The following is a 15,615-nucleotide window of genomic DNA, read 5'->3' on the forward strand; positions in this document are numbered from 1 at the left end:
CGGCTCGATCGGCATGGGCAAGTCGACCGTCGCCGCAATGTTCGCCGACGCCGGTATCCCCGTGTTCGACGCCGACGCCGCGGTCCACCGGCTGCAGGGGCCTGGGGGACGCGTCGTCGCCGCGATCGAGGCGGCGTTCCCGGGGACGACCGGCGCGCAAGGCGTCGACCGGACCGCGTTGGCAGAGGCCGTGCTCGGCAATGCGGCGGCGATGAAACTGCTTGAAGCGATCGTCCATCCCGCCGTCGGCGAGGAACGCGCCGCCTTTCTGCGCGATCACGCGGATGCAGCGCTGATCGTGTTCGACGTGCCGTTGCTGTTCGAGACTGGCGGCGACCGAGCAGTCGACCAGGTTGCGGTGGTCAGCGCCGCTGCGGACGTGCAGCGCCCCCGTGTCCTGCAGCGGCCCGGCATGACCGAGCGCAAGCTCGACGCCATCCTCGCGCGCCAGCTCCCCGATGCCGAAAAGCGTGCGCTCGCGGACTTTGTGATCCCGACCGACATCCCGCTCGACCAGACGGGCGCGGCGGTCGCGCAGGTCATCGCTTGCCTGTCCGCGCCCACGGATTCATAGCGGCGCGATGCGCGAGATCGTCTTTGATACCGAAACCACCGGACTGAGCTTCCCGGGCGGCGACCGGCTGGTTGAGATCGGCTGTGTCGAGCTGTTCAACCGGGTCGAGACGGGGCAGGTCTACCATGCCTATTTCAACCCGGAGCGCGACATGCCCGAAGAGGCGGCGCGCATCCACGGCCTGCGCAACGATTTCCTTCGCGCCAAGCCGCGGTTCGCCGCCTTGGTGCACGAACTCATCGCTTTTATCGCCGACGCGCCGCTGGTCGCGCACAACGCCACCTTCGACTTCGGGTTCTTGAACGGCGAGCTGAGCCGTTGCGGCCATCCCGCGGTTTGCATGACGCGAATGGTCGACACGCTGCCGATCGCGCAGAAGCGGCATCCGGGCGCCAAGCACAACCTCGATGCGCTGTGCACCCGGTTCGGGATCGACCGCTCGCATCGCGTCCACCACGGCGCGCTGCTCGACGCGCAGCTGCTGGCGCAGGTCTATGTCGAGCTGATGGGCGGCCGTCAGATCGGCCTCGGCTTGCTGGCCGACACCAAGCCTGCCGCCGTCGCACCGCTCGCCGCCCGCGAACGGCCGGTCCGCTCTCCGCGCCTTTTCGCCGTTTCCGAGGGAGAAAGGGCCCGCCATCGCGCGTTTCTCCAAACCGTCACCGCACCGCTCTGGGGAGAGGCTGCCGGTTGACCCTGTCGCGGGCCGGTGAGGCTCGCCAACATCAGAGCGGGCCGTCCGTGTCCGCCGCAAAGGAGCGTGAGACGCATGGATATCCGGATCGCTGGTCATCAGGTCGCCACCGGCGACGCCCTCAACACTCATGTCCAGACCCGGCTCCAGGCCATCACCGACAAGTATTTCAGTCGAGCCATCGCCGCCCAGGTGACGTTCGGCAAAGGGCCGCACGACAACGGCTTCACCTGCGACATCGTCGTCAACGTCATGCGCGGGCTGGTGCTGAAGGGGCATCATGACGCCAACGGCGCGCACCCGGCTTTTGATGGTGCGGCGGAGAAGATCGACAAGCAGCTTCGCCGTTACATGCGTCGCCTGAAGGATCGTCATGCCGGCGAAACCGCGGCTGCGGCAGAGGCCGGCGGCTATGACAATGGTGCGGACAACGCGGGCTATACGCTGTTCCAGGAACAGCAGGGCGAGGACGTCAGCGAGGCGCCGCTGATCATCGCGGAAACGCGCGTCGACGTGCCGGATGCCAGCGTGTCGGACGCGGTGATGATGCTCGACCTTCGCAACACGGCGGCGCTGCTGTTCAGGAACGCAGGCACCGGCGCCTACAACATGGTATATCGCCGTGGCGACGGCACGATTGGTTGGGTCGAGCCTCAACGGGCCTGACCTCCGGCCTGCCTGGCGTGGCCCTTCCCTTGGCTCCGGCGCACGCCTATGGCGCACCGCCGGAGGAATTTGGCCAGCAGCATGACCGATCTGAGTGACCTGTTGCGGCCCGATGCGGTCCAGCTTGGCCTGCCTGTAACCGCCAAGAAGCCGCTGCTGGGACAGCTTGCCCACGCCTTGGCGCGGCAGAGCGGCGCGGACGCTTCGGTCATTGCCGACGCGCTTGGCGAGCGGGAAAAGCTCGGCTCGACCGGCTTTGGCGGCGGTGTCGCCATCCCGCACGCCAAGCTCGCCGGCCTGCCGCAGGTGATCGGCGTCTTCGCCCGGCTGGCGCACCCGATCGACTTCGACGCGGTCGACGGGCAGCCGGTCGACTTGGTGCTGGCGCTGCTCTCGCCCGCCAGCGCCGGGGCCGACCACCTCAAGGCACTGGCCCGCGTTTCGCGCCGCCTGCGCGACCGCGCCTTCCTCGCCAAGCTGCGCGGGGCGGCGTCGCCCGACGCGGTGTACGCGCTCTTCACCGCGGACAGGGCGCGTGATGCGGCCTGACGGCGAGGCGGCGCATTACCGCGCGCTTGAATCGCTCTATGAGCATGCCCCGATCAACCGCTTCTTCGACAGCCGACTAGCGATCGAAGCAGGCGGGGTTGCGCGCATCCACTTCACGATCGACGAGCGGCATTTCCACGCCGGGGGCGCGGCGCACGGGACCAGCTATTTCAAGATGCTGGACGACGCGGCCTTTTATGCGTGCAACAGCCTGGTCACCGATCGCTTCCTGTTGACGACCCAGTTCAATATCCTCCTCACCCGTCCACTGCGCGCCGGGCCGGTGACGGCGGAAGGCCGCTGGATCAGCGGCCGCCGCCGCGTGCTGGTCGCCGACGCCCGACTAATCGATGGGGCGGGCGAGGAGGCGGCGCGCGGCACCGGCACGTTCATGCGCTCGCGCATCCCGCTCGCCGATCTGCCGGGCTATCGGCGGTGACCGATCGCCTGCCGACGCGGCTGCTGGTCAGCGCCATGTTGCGCCGGGCAAATGATGCGGGCGGGTTCGGCGCGGTGCTCGCACGGGGCGATGCGCAGGCCGGTGCGGTGCTGGTCGTTGCGGTCGAGGCCGGCGTGTCGCGGCTGCTGGAGCGCGGGATCGGGCCGGACGGGCGGGTGACGCTGATCGACTCGACGCCGGCCGAGGACCTGGCGGCGTATTGGCAGCGCCGCCGTCAGCGTGACCCCGATCTGTGGGTCGTCGAGCTGGACATCGCAGACGCCGAACGCCTCGCCGCGGAAGCGCTCGCCGCCGATTGACCGCCGCGGCGCGCGTCATCAGGCCGACATGCGACAGCAAGCGCTGGGCCGGTGGCGGACAGGGACCGCTGCGGCGGCGCAGTCGGGGGGTAGCTCCGGGCGTCGGCGGGGGCCGGCCGCTCCGCGGTCCCACCGCATGACCGGGCGTTCTAATGACCTTCCTGCCGCGCGCCGCCGCCCTTCTCGCCATGCTGCTTGGCCTGAGCAGCCCCGCCTGGGCGAGCGACGTGCCCGCGACCGCCGTCCCTGCCTTTACCGTCACACTGCCGCAGCCCGCCTTGCCCGTGACCGCAGCGCCCGCTGCGCATGCCTTCGCCTCGCTCGCCGAAGCGGTCGCCGCGCAGGACGGCCTAGCGGAGGATGAGCATCTCCGCTGCCTTGCCGGCGCCGTCTATTTCGAATCGCAGGGTCAGCCGCTTGCCGGTCAGCTGGCGGTGGCACAGGTCATCCTCAACCGCATCCGGTCCGGCCGCTTCGCGTCCACCATCTGTGGCGTCGTCCTTCAGCCGCATCAGTTCGGCTTCGTCCGCAGCGGCGCGATCCCGCCCATTCCCGCCGGACGTGCCGCCTACCGCGTCGCGGTCGCGGTGGCCAAACTGGCGATGAGCGGCGGCTGGGCGCCCGTGATCGGTAACGCCCTTTCGTTTAACGGCATTCACGGCCCGCACGTCGGTGGGCGGCGCATTGCGGTGATCGGCGGGCAGGCCTTTTACCAATAAGCTTGCGCATCGTTCGCATGATGTTCTAGTCCGTAGGTGTGCTTGAGCTCGCGCCTCAGCCCTGCGTCGACGATCCCGGTTCGCCGTTATGCGCAGCGGAAGTGTGCCGGGGCGTCACCCGGCTGCTCTTCCGCCATGACCTGATGGCGATGGCGGAGGTGCCGCTGGACGGCGGCCGCCGCGCCGACCTGATGGCGGTTGATGCGCATGGGCGGCTCACCATCGTCGAGATCAAGGTATCGCGCGCCGACCTGCTGGGCGACGGCAAGTGGCCGGACTATCTCGACCACTGCGATCGCTTCTTCTGGGCGGTGCCCGCCGGCTTCGATCTGCAGCCGCTCGACACGCCTGCGTTTCTGCCCGCGCGGACGGGGGTAATCGTGGCCGATCGATACGATGCCGCGATCGTGCGGGAGGCGCACACCCAATCGCTGCCGCCGCACGTCCGCAAGCGTTGCACGCTCGCCTTTGCGCGCCGCGCCGCGCGCCGCCTGATCGGCCATCACGACCCGGAGCTGGCGGGCTATTGAGCTACAGCCGCGGTCCCGCCACCGGCGCGTGCGTCACCTGCGGCGCATCGGCGAACAGCCGGGCGATCGCCGACGCGCGCGGATCGCGCGTCGCATAGTCGCGTGCCGACATGCCGTTATAGTCGCGCTGATCGGGGTTGGCGTTGGCGGCGATCAGCGACCGCACCGTCTCGACCTGGCGGAGCTGGGTCGCAAGGATGATCGGCGTCACGCCCGACGAGCTGCCCAGATTGGGATTGGCGTGGCCCGCGACCAGCAGCGGCACCAGGTCGCCATGCCCCTCCTGGATCGCCGCCAGCATCGGCGTGATGCCGTGGCCGTCGCGGACATTGGCGTCCGCTCCCTTGGCGAGCAGAAAGCTGGTATAAGGCAGGTCGCCACGCCGGACGGTGATGTGCAGCGCCGTCTCGCCGGTCGAGCGATCGCGGGTGTTGACGATCACACTGCCCGGGCGGCTCAAGGCGGCGATGACGTCGTTGCTCTTCGCCTCGCGCACGGCCTGGAGAAACTTGTAGCCTTCCGACTGGAACTGCGCACCGGCAGGCGCGGCGAGCAGGAGGGCTGCGGCAAGGGCGAAAGAGCGGCGAAGCGGCATGGGCTGGTGATCCGGTGGCTTGGGGCAGAGCTTGCGCGTGCCGCTGATACCGATCAAGGCTGGCGTCAAGATGAACAGGCTGTCCGCCGCCCTTCTCCTCGCTGTTGTCGCGCCGGCCTGCACCCCGGCCGCTCCGCCCACGGCACCGCTTGCCGGCGCGCGGATCGGCGGGCCGTTCAGCCTGACGGATCAGGACGGCCGCCCCTTCACCGACCGCGACCTCGGCAGGCGCTACGCAATCGTCTATTTCGGTTACACCTTCTGCCCCGATGCGTGCCCCACCGACATGGGTGCGCTTGCCGCCGGTCTGAAGCAGGTCGAGCGCAGCGATCCGGCGACGGCGGCGAAGGTTCGGCTGGTGTTCGTCACCGTCGACCCGGCGCGCGACACGCCGCCGGTCCTCAAGACCTTCGTCCGCGCCTTTCACCCGCAGGCGATCGGGCTGACCGGCAGTCAGGCGGCGATCGACGCAACGGCACGGGCCTATGGCGTCGCGCACGGGATCGGCCCCAAGAGCCCGGGCGGCGGCTATCTGGTGGATCACAGCCGCGCCGCTTATCTGATGGGACCGGACGGCAGGCCGATCGCGCTCGCCGGGCAGGACGGCGGGCCGGCGGCGGTCGCGGCGACGATCAGGCAGTGGGTGAAATGACGTTCTGGGAGCAGCCGATCGAGACGCTCGACCGCGCGCAGTGGGAGGCGCTGTGCGACGGCTGCGGCAAATGCTGTCTTCACAAGCTGGAGGATGAGGAGACGGGCGATCTCCACGCCACCAATGTCGCCTGCCGCCTGCTGGATCGCCGCACCGGCTGGTGCAAGGATTACCGCAATCGCCGCGCCTACGTCCCAGAATGCGTTCGCCTGACCGCGCGCAATGTCCGCGGCATCGAGTGGCTGCCCTCCACCTGCGCCTATAAGCTGCGCGCGGCAGGGGCGCCGTTGCCCGCTTGGCATTATCTGATCAGCGGCGATCGTGAGGCTGTCCACCGCGCCGGTCAGTCGGTTAGCGGCTGGACGGTGAGCGAGGACGAGGTCGGCGACCTGGAACACCATCTGGTCGACCGTGACCTGTGACGTCCATGCCGAGTGGGACATCGTCCGCCACCCGCGTGCACGCTCGCTCAAGCTGTCGCTCGACCCGGTCACCGGCCGCGCCCGGCTGACGCTGCCACGGCGCGCGGCACTCGGTCCGGCGCTGACCTGGGCGGGAGGCAAGGCGGAATGGCTGGCGGCGCAGCGGGCGCAGCTGCCCGCGGCACGGCCGTTCGCCGACAGCGCGGTGCTGCCGGTTGCCGATGAGAGCCTGACGATCAGCTGGTCACCCGGCACCCGCCGCACGGTGATGCGCGACGGTGCGGTGCTGCGGGTGGAGGGGCCGCAGGAGACGGTTGCCCGCCGCGTCGAACGTTGGCTACGCGCTGCGGCGCTCGACCTGCTCAGCCGTGAAACAGGCGAGACCGCCACCAAGGCGGGCGTGAAGGTCACACAGGTAGCGGTCGGCGACCCGCGTGGCCGCTGGGGCAGTTGCGCGTCCAGCGGCGTGATCCGCTATAGCTGGCGGCTGATCCTCGCGCCCGGCTTCGTCCGTCGGGCCACCGTCGCCCATGAGGTCGCTCACCTGGTCCACATGCATCACGGTCCGGCCTTCCACACGCTGGCGGCCCGGCTGCTCGGCGAAGACCATTCTCCGGCACGGGCGTGGCTACGCCGCCACGGTGCCGGGCTTCACTGGTTCGGGCGATCGTCGTCCTGAGGATCGCGCTTGCCGTCGCGCGGCGGCGGGGCACGGCGATCCGCCCCGGGCTTCGGCCGGTCGTCGCGCCCATTCTGGTCGATCAGATCCTGGACCGTCGGCACATTGTCGTCGGGAGAGGCCGCGCCGCCGTCGTCGGAGCGTGACGGCGGTGCGGCCTGGAGCGGATTGCCGTCGGCATCGACCCCCGCGCTGTTGTCCGGCTGACCGAAATAGGCGTCCTCCTCGTTGCCGAGCGCCGCGTCGGGCAAGGTCACCGCGGTCTGGAACGCCTCGATCGGACGTCCACGCACCGCCGGGCCCATGAACGCCGCAAAGGCGCGGGCGGGGGCGGTGCCGCCGTGCAGGCCCGGGATCGTCCGGGCGTCGTCGCGTCCCATCCACACGCCCGTCGTCAGCCCGCTGGAAAAGCCCAGGAACCAGCCGTCCTTGTTCGACGTCGTCGTCCCCGTCTTGCCCGCCACCGGCCGCCCGATCTGGGCCGCGCGGCCGGTGCCGGTGTTGACCGCGGTCTGGAGCAGGTCGATCATCTCGGCGGCGACATTGGGCGCGATCAGCACATGGCTGCGGTCGATCTGATGAGTGTAGATGACCTGCCCGTCGGCTTCGACGCGGGTGATGCCGTAGGGTGTCACCGCCACGCCGTTCTGGCCGACGCTGGCAAAGGCGCGCGTCATGTCGATCAGGCGCACGTCTGACGTGCCCAGCACCATCGAGGGGTAGGTGCTGACCGGCGTGGTGATGCCGAAGCGCCGCGCCATGTCGGCCACGGTGGTGAATCCCACCTGCTGCCCCAGCTTCGCCGCGACGGTGTTGAGCGAGTAGGCGAAGGCGGTCCGCAGCGACACCGGCCCGGAATTGTGGCGGCTGTCGTTGCGCGGGCTCCAGCCGTTGATCGTCACCGGCTCATCGACCTCGATATCCTCGGGGCGCTTGCCGCTCTCCAGCGCCGCAAGGTAGACGAACAGCTTGAACGACGATCCCGGCTGCCGCACCGCCTGGGTCGCGCGATTGTAGATCGAGGTCACATAGTCCTTGCCGCCGACCATCGCGCGCACCGCGCCGTCGCGGTCGAGGCTGATCAGCGCGCCCTGCGCACCGTCGGGGGTGTTGAGCCGGATCGCCTCGTCGGCGCCGCGCTGCATCCCGAGATCGAGGGTGGTGAAGACATCGAGCGGCCGATCGCGTTCGTCGATCAGGGTGTCGAGCTGCGGCAGCGCCCAGTCGGTGAAATACCGCACCGAGTTCTGCTTGGGCGGCGGCTTCAGCTGCAACGCCTGCGGGTTCGCCGATGCGGCCTGCGCCGCGGTGATGACGCCCGCCTCCTGCATCGACTGAATCACCACGCCCGCGCGCCCGACCGCGGCCTCGGCGTCGGCGGTCGGCGAATAGTTGGACGGCGCCTTGACCAAGCCCGCGATCACCGCCGCCTCCGCCAGCGTCAGGTGGTCGGCACTATGCCCGAAGAACAGCCGGCTGGCGGCGTCGATGCCGTAGGCGCCGCCGCCATAATAGACCTTGTTCAGGTAGAGTTCGAGGATCTGGTCCTTGGTGAACTTGCGCTCCAGCGCCAGCGCCAGAATCCATTCGCGGAACTTGCGGCCGAATTTGCGCTCGTTGTTGAGGAAGACGTTGCGCGCGAGCTGCTGGGTGATGGTCGACCCACCCTGCGTCCAATGCCCCTCCTTCAGCCGCACCTCGACCGAGCGGGCGATGCCGATCGGATCGACGCCGATATGGCTGTGGAAGCGGCGGTCCTCGACCGAGACGGTGGCGTCGCGCATGATGCCCGGGATCTGATCGTAGGGCAGCCAGGTGCCGTTGTTCGGACCGAGGCGGAAGATGACGGCACCGTCCGCAGCATGGACGCGGATCATCTGCTGCCCGGAATGCGACGATTTCAGATCGTCGAAGCTCGGCAGCTCCGACTTGGTAACATAGACCGCGATCACCAGCGCGATCAGCGCTAGCAGGCCAAGCCCGGAAACGACCTGCAGCGTCCGGACGATCCGCCGCCGCCACGGCGAGCGCGGCTTGGGCGAGAGGGAACGGGTACGCGCGGCCATCCGGCCAAGGACCTACGCGGTCAGCGGCGCGGCAACAAGAGTCAGGCGGCGTCAGCCTTGCCGCCGTCTGCCTTGCCGTCGTCCTGACGCCGTGGGCGGAAGTCGAGCGCGACCGAGTTAATGCAATAGCGCAGGCCGGTCGGCGGCGGACCGTCGGGGAAGACATGGCCCTGATGACTGTCGCAACGGGCGCAGCGCGTCTCGGTGCGGTTCATGCCATGGCTGCGATCGCTGTGATCGGTCACCGCCGTCGGCACGATCGGCTGTGTAAAGGACGGCCAGCCCGACCCCGAATCGAACTTGTCCGCCGCATCGAACAGCTCGGTCTGGCAGGCGGCGCAGCGGTACACGCCCGCCGCCTTGTTGTCGGTCAGGGCACCCGCAAAGGCGCGTTCGGTCCCCGCCTCACGCAGCACGTGATATTGCTCGGGGGTCAGCCGCTTGCGCCACTCGGCTTCGGAAAGGTTGAGCTGGTCCATGGCAATTCCTGTCGGGCCGCCGAACGGGGGCGTCAACCCGTCATGCCGCGAGCCGGGTGAGGCGGGCGATAACCTCGATCAACGCCGCCGGGGCGGCCTGCACCGCGGCCGGGGCAAGCGGTCCTTCGCCCAGCCAGCGCGCCAGCCCGGCGACGGCGAGCGGCCGCCGCAACGTGCGGGCGAAGCGGCCCTGCCAGGCACCCATCGCCGTTGGGCCGCCTCGCGCATAGGTGGCCGCGGCGGCGATGCCGCTGGCGAGCGCGATACCCATGCCTTCGCCGGCCAGCGACGGGATGACCCCCGCCTGATCGCCCAGCCGCACGACCCCGGGCTCGGCCCGACGCGCACGCCAGCCATAGGGCACATTGGCGACCGCCTCGATCGGCGTGGCGGCGTCGGCGAAGGCCAGCCGCTCGCCCAGTGCTGGCAGCTCGCGCCCGAGCGCCGCGATCAGCGCCGCCGGGTCGCCCGCCGCCGTCAGCCGTGAGCGGTGGACTGCCAGGCAGAGATTGGCGCCGCCGTCCTCCTGCAGCGCCAGCCCGGCATAGCCGCCGGGAAACAAATGCAGCTCGATCGCGCCTGCGAGCAGCCGGGTCAGCCCCGGCCCCGGGGGCAGCCGCTGCCGCAGGCCCAGTGTCGGGTCGTCGCCTCGCGCGATCGCGGGGCGCGCCAGCCCCCTGACGTCATGTTTGCCGCTCGCCAGGAACAGCGTGCCGGCGGCCAGCATCGTACCATCGCCTAGCCGCGCCCGCGCACCGTCGACCGACCGCACCGTCATGCCGCGCTCGACCGCCGCGCCCGCTTCGACCGCGCGCGCGAGCAGCAGGGTGTCGAGCCGCCGCCGCGACACCGCCAGTGCCGGCCGCGGCAGGGCGGCGATGCGCACCCGCCCGCCCGCGAACAGCCGCACCTCGGTCAGCCGGTCGCGGTTGAGCGCATCGGCGTCGATTCCCAGCGCGGCCAGGCGGTCCAGCGTCCGCCAGCTGAGGAAGCCGCCGCACAGCGCATCGCCGGTCTCGGCCGTTCGCTCGATCAGCAGATGTGGCAGCCCCGCCCGCGCCAGCGTCAGCACGCACGCCGCCCCCGCCGGACCGCCCCCAACGATCAGCGCGCCTACCCCGCGCACAGCCGCTCGACGCACAGCCTGAACGGAAAAGCGCGCAACACCCGCGCGCCGCTCACCCCTGCTTCGGTCAGGAGCGGCGGCCACTCCGCCGGGCGATAGCTGCGCGCGACCGAGAGCTGCCCGTCATGCCGCACGATCGGATGCCAGCGGACGAGCGCGGCAAGCAGCGGGAAGCCGCGATAGGCGAAGCCGTGGCGATGCAGGTCGTTGACCAGCCAGCCGACGCCCGCGTTCGCCTCCATCCAGCGGAGAAAGGCGATCAGCTGCGCGTGCGTCATGTGATGCGCGACCAGGCTAGAGATGACGCAATCCCATGGTTCGTCCGCCAGGTCGGCATAGTCGCCCGTGACCCAGCGGATCGGCAGGTCCGGCGGGGTATGCGCCCGCGCCGCCGCCTTGCTGCGCGGATTGAGGTCGACGCCGGTCAGCGCGACCGCCAGCCCGCGCCGCGCCGCCCAGCGCGCGATCCGGCGCAGCATGTCGCCATCGCCGAACCCGACATCGAGGATGCGCAGCCGGTCATGGCCCTTTGCCGCGCGCGCAAGGAAGTTCAGTGTGGGCCGCGCGGCGAGCGTGACGACATTCACCCGGGCAAGGTCGCCGACCACCGCCGCATAATCCTGGGCCGACAGCTCAGGCGCGTCCATCAGCTCCTCGGCTTGTGCCCGTTCGGAGAGGTTCATGCCGACGTGAACCCGAAGCCTTCGGCCGCCAATCCGGGGCCGAACGCCAAAGCGACGCCATGACGCACCGGCGGTCCCGCCAGCAGCCCCGCCAGCACGAACATCAGCGTCGCCGACGACATGTTGCCAAAGTCGGCCAGTACCGCGCGCGAAGCGGCCAACGCCTCGGGCGGAAGCGCGAGCGCATGCTCGACCGCGTCGAGGATCGACCGCCCGCCGGCATGGACGGCCCAGCCGTCGACCTCGCCCGGCGCGAGGCCGCCCGTCACTATCGCGGCCAACGCCTTGTCCGCCAGCGCGCTCGCGATCCGACCCGGCACCTCGCCCGACAGCTGCATCGCGAAGCCGCGGTCGGTGATGTCCCAGCGGATCAACGCGTCCGAATCGGCCAGCGCGGCGGCGAACGGTCGCTCCAGCCTCAGGCCGCCGGGCGCCGCGGTCACCAGCGCCGCCGCGGCGCCGTCGCCGAACTGGAGCATCGCCAGCAGCGGCTCGATCGCGGTCGCGGGCTGCAGGTGGAGCGTCGACAGCTCGACGGTGACGACCAGCACCCGCGCCTGGGGCTGCGAGCGAACGATGTGGTAGGCCTGCCGCAGCGCTGCGACGGCCGCGTAGCAGCCCATGAAGCCGACCAGCAGCCGCTCGACCGACGCGCTCAGCCCCATCTGTGTGGCGATGATCTGATCGACCCCCGGCGCGACGAAGCCGGTGCAGCTCGCCACCACCAGATGGGTAATGCCGTCGAGCGACGCCTGGTCGCGTAGCCGTTCGATCGCGGTCGATGCAAGCGCTGGGGCGGCCTCGGCATAGACCTGCATCCGCGCGCCCGTGCCGGGATGCGGATCGCCATCGTAGAAGCCGCCCGCCGCTACCGGCGAACCGCCGCCCGGCGCCGCGGGGAGTACCGACCAACGGTGGCGGATGCCGCTCCGCGCCGCCATCCGCGCGAACAGCTTGGCCGACTGCGGCTCCACCTGCGCCTGCGCCCAGTCGATAAAGGCGCGGTGCACGTCATGACCGGGAACGGCCGTGCCTATCGCGTGGAGGTAAGCGGACAAGAGGAGCTTTCGTGGGCGGGAGCCCGATCAACGCGCGGACTCTGGAAATGGGGACAGGGTTGAAGAGAAGAACGTTCCCAGAGAGGCTTAGTCGAGGTCGGGTCCGAGCGTCGGATCAAGATCGCGGGGCCGCACGAAGCGCGCCAGCGTCGCGCCGCCCTCCCTCGCGTCGCGCCATCGCTGCACCGGGAAGCGCAGCTCGGCGACACTGGCGGTCGGGTATTTCTCCTCGACCGAATCACGCAAGCCTGCCTCGGCGTCGGGCACCAGCAGCAGCACGAGATCCTCCAGCCCCGGATTGTGTCCTGCCAGCAGCAGGGTCGTGCACCCCTCATCGGCTTCGCGGATCACGTCGAGCAGCGTCGCCGCGGAGGCGAGGTAGATCCGCCGGTCCCATTGGGGGTTCAGGTCACCGCCATAGCCGCTGCGCACCTCGTCCAGTGTCTGTTTCACCCGCACCGCGGGCGACGCGACGACCTGGTCGAACCGGAGCTCTTCGGCACGCAGATGGCGGCCGACGGCCTGCGCCGCGCGGCGGCCCTTGCCGTTCAGCGGCCGGTCGAAATCGCGCTGCACCGTGTCGTCCCAGCCCGACTTGGCATGGCGCAGCAGCGTCAGCGTCTTCATCCGGCCCTCTCCCCCCAGGCGAGCGCGTCATGCCCCAAGCGCTCGCCCGTGGAAAGCCGGGACGCGACGCGTGCGATCGCTTCGTCGAGGGTCACCCGCGCGACCCGGGTGCCGTGCGGGAAGGCGGTGAGGAGCCGCGACGGCATCGCGGCGGAGAGGAGGACAAAGGCGCCACAGTCGGCGCTGGTGCGGATCAGCCGCCCGAACGCCTGCGCCAGCCGCGCGCGCACCAGCCGGTCGTCGAAGGCGGTGCCACCCCCTGCGAGCTTGCGCGCGGCGTGGAGTACGGTCGGCTTGGGCCAGGGCACGCCCTCCATCACCACCAGTCGGAGCGAGTGTCCGGGCACATCGACTCCGTCGCGCAGCGCGTCGGTGCCGAGCAGGCTGGCGTTGGGATCGTCGCGGAAGATGTCGACCAGCGTGCCGGTGTCGATCGGGTCGACATGCTGGGCGTGGAGGGGCAGCCCGTCGCGGGCCAGCCGGTCGGCGATGCGGCCATGAACGGCGCGCAGCCGGCGGATCGCGGTGAACAGTCCTAATGTCCCGCCGCCCGCCGCCGCGATCAGCCGGGCGTAGGCGTTGGCGAGGCTGCCGATGTCACCACGCGGCACATCGGTGACGATCAGAACCTCCGCCTGCGTCGCATAGTCGAACGGGCTCGGCGCCTCGAACACCGTGGCAGGGCGGCCGAGATGCGGCACACCGGCCCGTGCTTCCGCAACCGGCCAATCGCCGCCCGCGGTCAGCGTCGCCGAGGTGATGAGCGCGCCGTGCGCGGGCTTGAGCACGATCTCGGCAAAAGGCCGCGTCGGGTCGAGCCAGCGGCGGTGGAGGCCGACATCATATTCACGCCCCTCCGCGCGGTCGACCGCCAGCCAGTCGACGAAGTCGGGGTCGGCGGGCCCGCCGATCCGCGCCAGCAGCGCCAGCCACGCTGCGACCGTCTCCGCGCGCCAGCCGATCGACGCGATCGCGCCCTCGATCCGCGCCCTCGCGGGCGCGTCCATCCAGTCGGGCGTTTCGGCCAGCACCGCCTCCAGCCGCCGCCCGAGCGCGGTAAGCGGCCTGACCAGCGCGTCGAGCGCCGCTGCGGCGGGGGCCGCCGCCTCGATCAGCGCGGGGGCCGGCTCGGCCAGTTCGGTCTCCAGCCCATAGCCCGCATCGCCGGGTTGCTCCGCCCGCGCGTAGGTCAGCCCGCGCACGGCGGCGAGCAGCGCCTCCAGCGGCCCGAACGGTGCGCCCTCCCCCAGTCGCGCGAGCCAGCCGTCGCTGGGCAGCGCCCGCGCGGCGTCCGCCGCGTCGCCGATCGCGCGGTTGCCCTCCGCATCGTAGCTGGCGACGTCCAGCAGCCGCGCCTGCAACCCGCGCCGCCGCCCGCGACCGCTCGCCTCCGGCCCCATGATCCAGCGGCGCAGCTCGATCATCTCAGCGCCCGTCAGCGCCACCCCGAACATCGCGTCGGCGGCGTCGAACAGGTGGTGGCCTTCGTCGAACACATAGCGGGTCGGCCGCGTCTGCAGCTCCCTGCCGCGGGCGGCGTTGACCATCACCAGCGCGTGGTTGGCGATGACGATGTCCGCCGCGGCCGAGCTGCGGGCGGCGCGCTCGATGAAGCATTTCCGGTAATGCGGGCAACCGGCATAGATGCACTCGCCGCGGCGGTCGGTGAGTGCGGTCGAGCCGTTGCGGCGGAACAGCGTCGGCAGCCAGCCGGGCAGGTCACCGCCGACCATGTCGCCGTCCGCCGAATAGGCCGCCCAGCGCGCGACCAGCTGCGCCAGTACCGCCGCACGGCCCGCGAACCCGCCCTGCAATGCGTCCTCCAGGTTGAGGAGGCAGAGATAGTTCTCGCGCCCCTTGCGCGTCGTCACCCGCGCGCGGCGTTCGGCGGGATCGGGGTGGAGGCGCGCGGTCTCGTGCGCGAGCTGGCGTTGCAGCGCCTTGGTGAAGGTCGACACCCATACCGCCCCGCCCGCCGCCTCCGCCCACTCCGCGGCGGGAGCGAGATAGCCGAGCGTCTTGCCGATGCCGGTGCCCGCCTGCGCCAGCACCAGATTGGGGGCGTCGCGGACGCTGCGCGGCTGGAACGCGGCGGTCGCGGCGGCGGCATAGGCGCGCTGGCCGGGGCGCTCCTCCGCGCCGTCGCCGGTCAGCATCGACAGGCGATCGGCGACCGCCGTCGCGGCCAGAGCAACGGTGCGCGGGGCGGGGCGGGGCGGCGCCTCCTCCCATTCGGGCAGACGGGCGAACAGCCAGCGTTCGGCGCGCGCGGGCTTGGCCAGCCGTTCCAGCACCGCGGGCGCCCAGGGCCAGCGCAGCCGCTGCAGCGACGCCGCTGCCAGCCACGCGCCCTCGCGCTCGGGCCAGTCGTCCGCCGCCCCGGCGAGCAACGCCGCCGCCGCCTCCAGCAGGAAGCTCGCCACCTCCTCGTCACGGTCAGGCGGCGACAGGTCGACCGCACGCGCCAGCCCGCCCGGCGTCGGGACCGCGAACCGAGCCGGGTGCAAGAAGGCGAACAGCTCCAGCAGATCGAGCCCCGACAGCTCCGCATAGCCCAGCCGCTGCCCGATCAGCGGCGCGTTGAGGACGACGACCGGCGTCTCCGCCGCGACCCGGATCGCCTCCGCCCGCCCGATCGCGCGGGTCTCCGCCCCTCCCGCGCTGGCGGTCGCCAGCCAGATGCCGGCATGGCTGGCGTGAAGCGCGGGGTGGGGCAGCACATCCCACCCTACCGCGG

Annotated in this window: 19 protein-coding genes; 11 read left to right on the forward strand and 8 right to left on the reverse strand. The window is 71.0% G+C overall.

The window, feature by feature from the left end; translation table 11 throughout:
* The first annotated feature begins 13 nt into the window (after window positions 1–13).
* From coaE to ACP2AD_RS05385, 8 genes are all read left to right on the forward strand, one after another.
* Window positions 14–574 carry a dephospho-CoA kinase gene (gene coaE, locus ACP2AD_RS05350; protein WP_425229223.1) on the forward strand — a complete coding sequence of 187 codons (561 nt, stop codon included), beginning with the start codon at window positions 14–16 and terminating at the stop codon, window positions 572–574.
* A gap of 7 nt (window positions 575–581) precedes the next feature.
* Window positions 582–1,268, forward strand: coding sequence for a DNA polymerase III subunit epsilon (dnaQ, locus tag ACP2AD_RS05355; RefSeq protein WP_425229048.1), 687 nt, complete (start codon window positions 582–584; stop codon window positions 1,266–1,268).
* A 75-nt stretch (window positions 1,269–1,343) separates the two neighbouring features.
* Window positions 1,344–1,934, forward strand: coding sequence for a ribosome hibernation-promoting factor, HPF/YfiA family (hpf, locus tag ACP2AD_RS05360; RefSeq protein WP_425229224.1), 591 nt, complete (start codon window positions 1,344–1,346; stop codon window positions 1,932–1,934).
* An 81-nt stretch (window positions 1,935–2,015) separates the two neighbouring features.
* Complete coding sequence (locus ACP2AD_RS05365; protein WP_425229049.1) at window positions 2,016–2,483, forward strand: PTS sugar transporter subunit IIA; 468 nt, start codon at window positions 2,016–2,018, stop codon at window positions 2,481–2,483.
* Window positions 2,473–2,922, forward strand: coding sequence for a PaaI family thioesterase (locus ACP2AD_RS05370; protein ID WP_425229050.1), 450 nt, complete (start codon window positions 2,473–2,475; stop codon window positions 2,920–2,922). The genes ACP2AD_RS05365 and ACP2AD_RS05370 overlap by 11 nt, the downstream gene beginning before the upstream one ends.
* On the forward strand, window positions 2,919–3,242 hold the full coding sequence (locus ACP2AD_RS05375; RefSeq protein ID WP_425229051.1) for a DUF1491 family protein: 324 nt from the start codon (window positions 2,919–2,921) through the stop codon (window positions 3,240–3,242). The genes ACP2AD_RS05370 and ACP2AD_RS05375 overlap by 4 nt, the downstream gene beginning before the upstream one ends.
* Window positions 3,243–3,394: 152 nt before the next feature.
* Window positions 3,395–3,961: a cell wall hydrolase gene (locus ACP2AD_RS05380; RefSeq protein WP_425229052.1), complete on the forward strand. Its 567-nt coding sequence runs from the start codon at window positions 3,395–3,397 to the stop codon at window positions 3,959–3,961.
* Between the two features lie 38 nt (window positions 3,962–3,999).
* Window positions 4,000–4,491 (forward strand): MmcB family DNA repair protein, encoded by a 492-nt coding sequence (locus tag ACP2AD_RS05385; RefSeq protein WP_425229053.1) that lies wholly within the window; start codon window positions 4,000–4,002, stop codon window positions 4,489–4,491.
* Window position 4,492: 1 nt separating this feature from the next.
* Here the strand turns inward: ACP2AD_RS05385 and ACP2AD_RS05390 are convergent, their stop codons facing one another.
* Complete coding sequence (locus ACP2AD_RS05390) at window positions 4,493–5,086, reverse strand: ankyrin repeat domain-containing protein (RefSeq protein WP_425229054.1); 594 nt, start codon at window positions 5,084–5,086, stop codon at window positions 4,493–4,495.
* 70 nt (window positions 5,087–5,156) lie between these two features.
* On the opposite strand from ACP2AD_RS05390, the gene ACP2AD_RS05395 reads away from it, so the two are divergent.
* The 3 genes from ACP2AD_RS05395 to ACP2AD_RS05405 are packed head-to-tail and all read left to right on the forward strand — an operon-like array spanning window position 5,157 to window position 6,839.
* The gene (locus ACP2AD_RS05395; protein WP_425229055.1) at window positions 5,157–5,738 is read left to right on the forward strand and encodes an SCO family protein; all 582 of its coding nucleotides are present in this window, start codon (window positions 5,157–5,159) and stop codon (window positions 5,736–5,738) included.
* Window positions 5,735–6,160, forward strand: a complete 426-nt coding sequence (locus ACP2AD_RS05400; RefSeq protein ID WP_425229056.1) for a YcgN family cysteine cluster protein — start codon at window positions 5,735–5,737, stop codon at window positions 6,158–6,160. The genes ACP2AD_RS05395 and ACP2AD_RS05400 overlap by 4 nt, the downstream gene beginning before the upstream one ends.
* Entirely contained in the window at window positions 6,150–6,839 is a 690-nt protein-coding gene (locus tag ACP2AD_RS05405; RefSeq protein ID WP_425229057.1) for a M48 family metallopeptidase, read from the forward strand. Before ACP2AD_RS05400 ends, ACP2AD_RS05405 begins: the two co-directional genes overlap by 11 nt.
* Here ACP2AD_RS05405 and ACP2AD_RS05410 read toward each other — a convergent pair.
* From ACP2AD_RS05410 to ACP2AD_RS05440, 7 genes are all read right to left on the reverse strand, one after another.
* On the reverse strand, window positions 6,812–8,905 hold the full coding sequence (locus ACP2AD_RS05410; protein WP_425229058.1) for a transglycosylase domain-containing protein: 2,094 nt from the start codon (window positions 8,903–8,905) through the stop codon (window positions 6,812–6,814). The two genes, ACP2AD_RS05405 and ACP2AD_RS05410, sit on opposite strands and share 28 nt — an antisense overlap.
* A 41-nt stretch (window positions 8,906–8,946) precedes the next feature.
* A complete protein-coding gene (gene msrB / locus ACP2AD_RS05415) occupies window positions 8,947–9,384 on the reverse strand; it encodes a peptide-methionine (R)-S-oxide reductase MsrB (protein ID WP_425229059.1) in 438 nt (145 codons plus the stop codon).
* A 40-nt stretch (window positions 9,385–9,424) separates the two neighbouring features.
* On the reverse strand, window positions 9,425–10,510 hold the full coding sequence (locus tag ACP2AD_RS05420; RefSeq protein WP_425229060.1) for an NAD(P)/FAD-dependent oxidoreductase: 1,086 nt from the start codon (window positions 10,508–10,510) through the stop codon (window positions 9,425–9,427).
* Window positions 10,498–11,193: a methyltransferase domain-containing protein gene (locus ACP2AD_RS05425; protein WP_425229061.1), complete on the reverse strand. Its 696-nt coding sequence runs from the start codon at window positions 11,191–11,193 to the stop codon at window positions 10,498–10,500. Before ACP2AD_RS05425 ends, ACP2AD_RS05420 begins: the two co-directional genes overlap by 13 nt.
* Window positions 11,190–12,251, reverse strand: coding sequence for a type III polyketide synthase (locus ACP2AD_RS05430; RefSeq protein ID WP_425229062.1), 1,062 nt, complete (start codon window positions 12,249–12,251; stop codon window positions 11,190–11,192). Before ACP2AD_RS05430 ends, ACP2AD_RS05425 begins: the two co-directional genes overlap by 4 nt.
* Window positions 12,252–12,338: 87 nt before the next feature.
* On the reverse strand, window positions 12,339–12,878 hold the full coding sequence (locus tag ACP2AD_RS05435; RefSeq protein ID WP_425229063.1) for a SixA phosphatase family protein: 540 nt from the start codon (window positions 12,876–12,878) through the stop codon (window positions 12,339–12,341).
* A complete protein-coding gene (locus tag ACP2AD_RS05440) occupies window positions 12,875–15,598 on the reverse strand; it encodes an ATP-dependent DNA helicase (RefSeq protein WP_425229064.1) in 2,724 nt (907 codons plus the stop codon). The genes ACP2AD_RS05435 and ACP2AD_RS05440 overlap by 4 nt, the downstream gene beginning before the upstream one ends.
* Window positions 15,599–15,615: the final 17 nt, after the last annotated feature.

Source organism: Sphingomonas sp. (assembly GCF_965248875.1).
Taxonomy (GTDB): domain Bacteria; phylum Pseudomonadota; class Alphaproteobacteria; order Sphingomonadales; family Sphingomonadaceae; genus Sphingomonas.

Coding starts and splice junctions, on each gene's coding strand:
- coaE (WP_425229223.1), top strand. CDS start 14: ATGGGCAAGTCGACCGTCGCCGCAATGTTCGCCGACGCCGGTATCCCC.
- dnaQ (WP_425229048.1), top strand. CDS start 582: ATGCGCGAGATCGTCTTTGATACCGAAACCACCGGACTGAGCTTCCCG.
- hpf (WP_425229224.1), top strand. CDS start 1,344: ATGGATATCCGGATCGCTGGTCATCAGGTCGCCACCGGCGACGCCCTC.
- ACP2AD_RS05365 (WP_425229049.1), top strand. CDS start 2,016: ATGACCGATCTGAGTGACCTGTTGCGGCCCGATGCGGTCCAGCTTGGC.
- ACP2AD_RS05370 (WP_425229050.1), top strand. CDS start 2,473: ATGCGGCCTGACGGCGAGGCGGCGCATTACCGCGCGCTTGAATCGCTC.
- ACP2AD_RS05380 (WP_425229052.1), top strand. CDS start 3,395: ATGACCTTCCTGCCGCGCGCCGCCGCCCTTCTCGCCATGCTGCTTGGC.
- ACP2AD_RS05390 (WP_425229054.1), bottom strand. CDS start 5,086: ATGCCGCTTCGCCGCTCTTTCGCCCTTGCCGCAGCCCTCCTGCTCGCC.
- ACP2AD_RS05395 (WP_425229055.1), top strand. CDS start 5,157: ATGAACAGGCTGTCCGCCGCCCTTCTCCTCGCTGTTGTCGCGCCGGCC.
- ACP2AD_RS05400 (WP_425229056.1), top strand. CDS start 5,735: ATGACGTTCTGGGAGCAGCCGATCGAGACGCTCGACCGCGCGCAGTGG.
- ACP2AD_RS05410 (WP_425229058.1), bottom strand. CDS start 8,905: ATGGCCGCGCGTACCCGTTCCCTCTCGCCCAAGCCGCGCTCGCCGTGG.
- msrB (WP_425229059.1), bottom strand. CDS start 9,384: ATGGACCAGCTCAACCTTTCCGAAGCCGAGTGGCGCAAGCGGCTGACC.
- ACP2AD_RS05425 (WP_425229061.1), bottom strand. CDS start 11,193: ATGAACCTCTCCGAACGGGCACAAGCCGAGGAGCTGATGGACGCGCCT.
- ACP2AD_RS05435 (WP_425229063.1), bottom strand. CDS start 12,878: ATGAAGACGCTGACGCTGCTGCGCCATGCCAAGTCGGGCTGGGACGAC.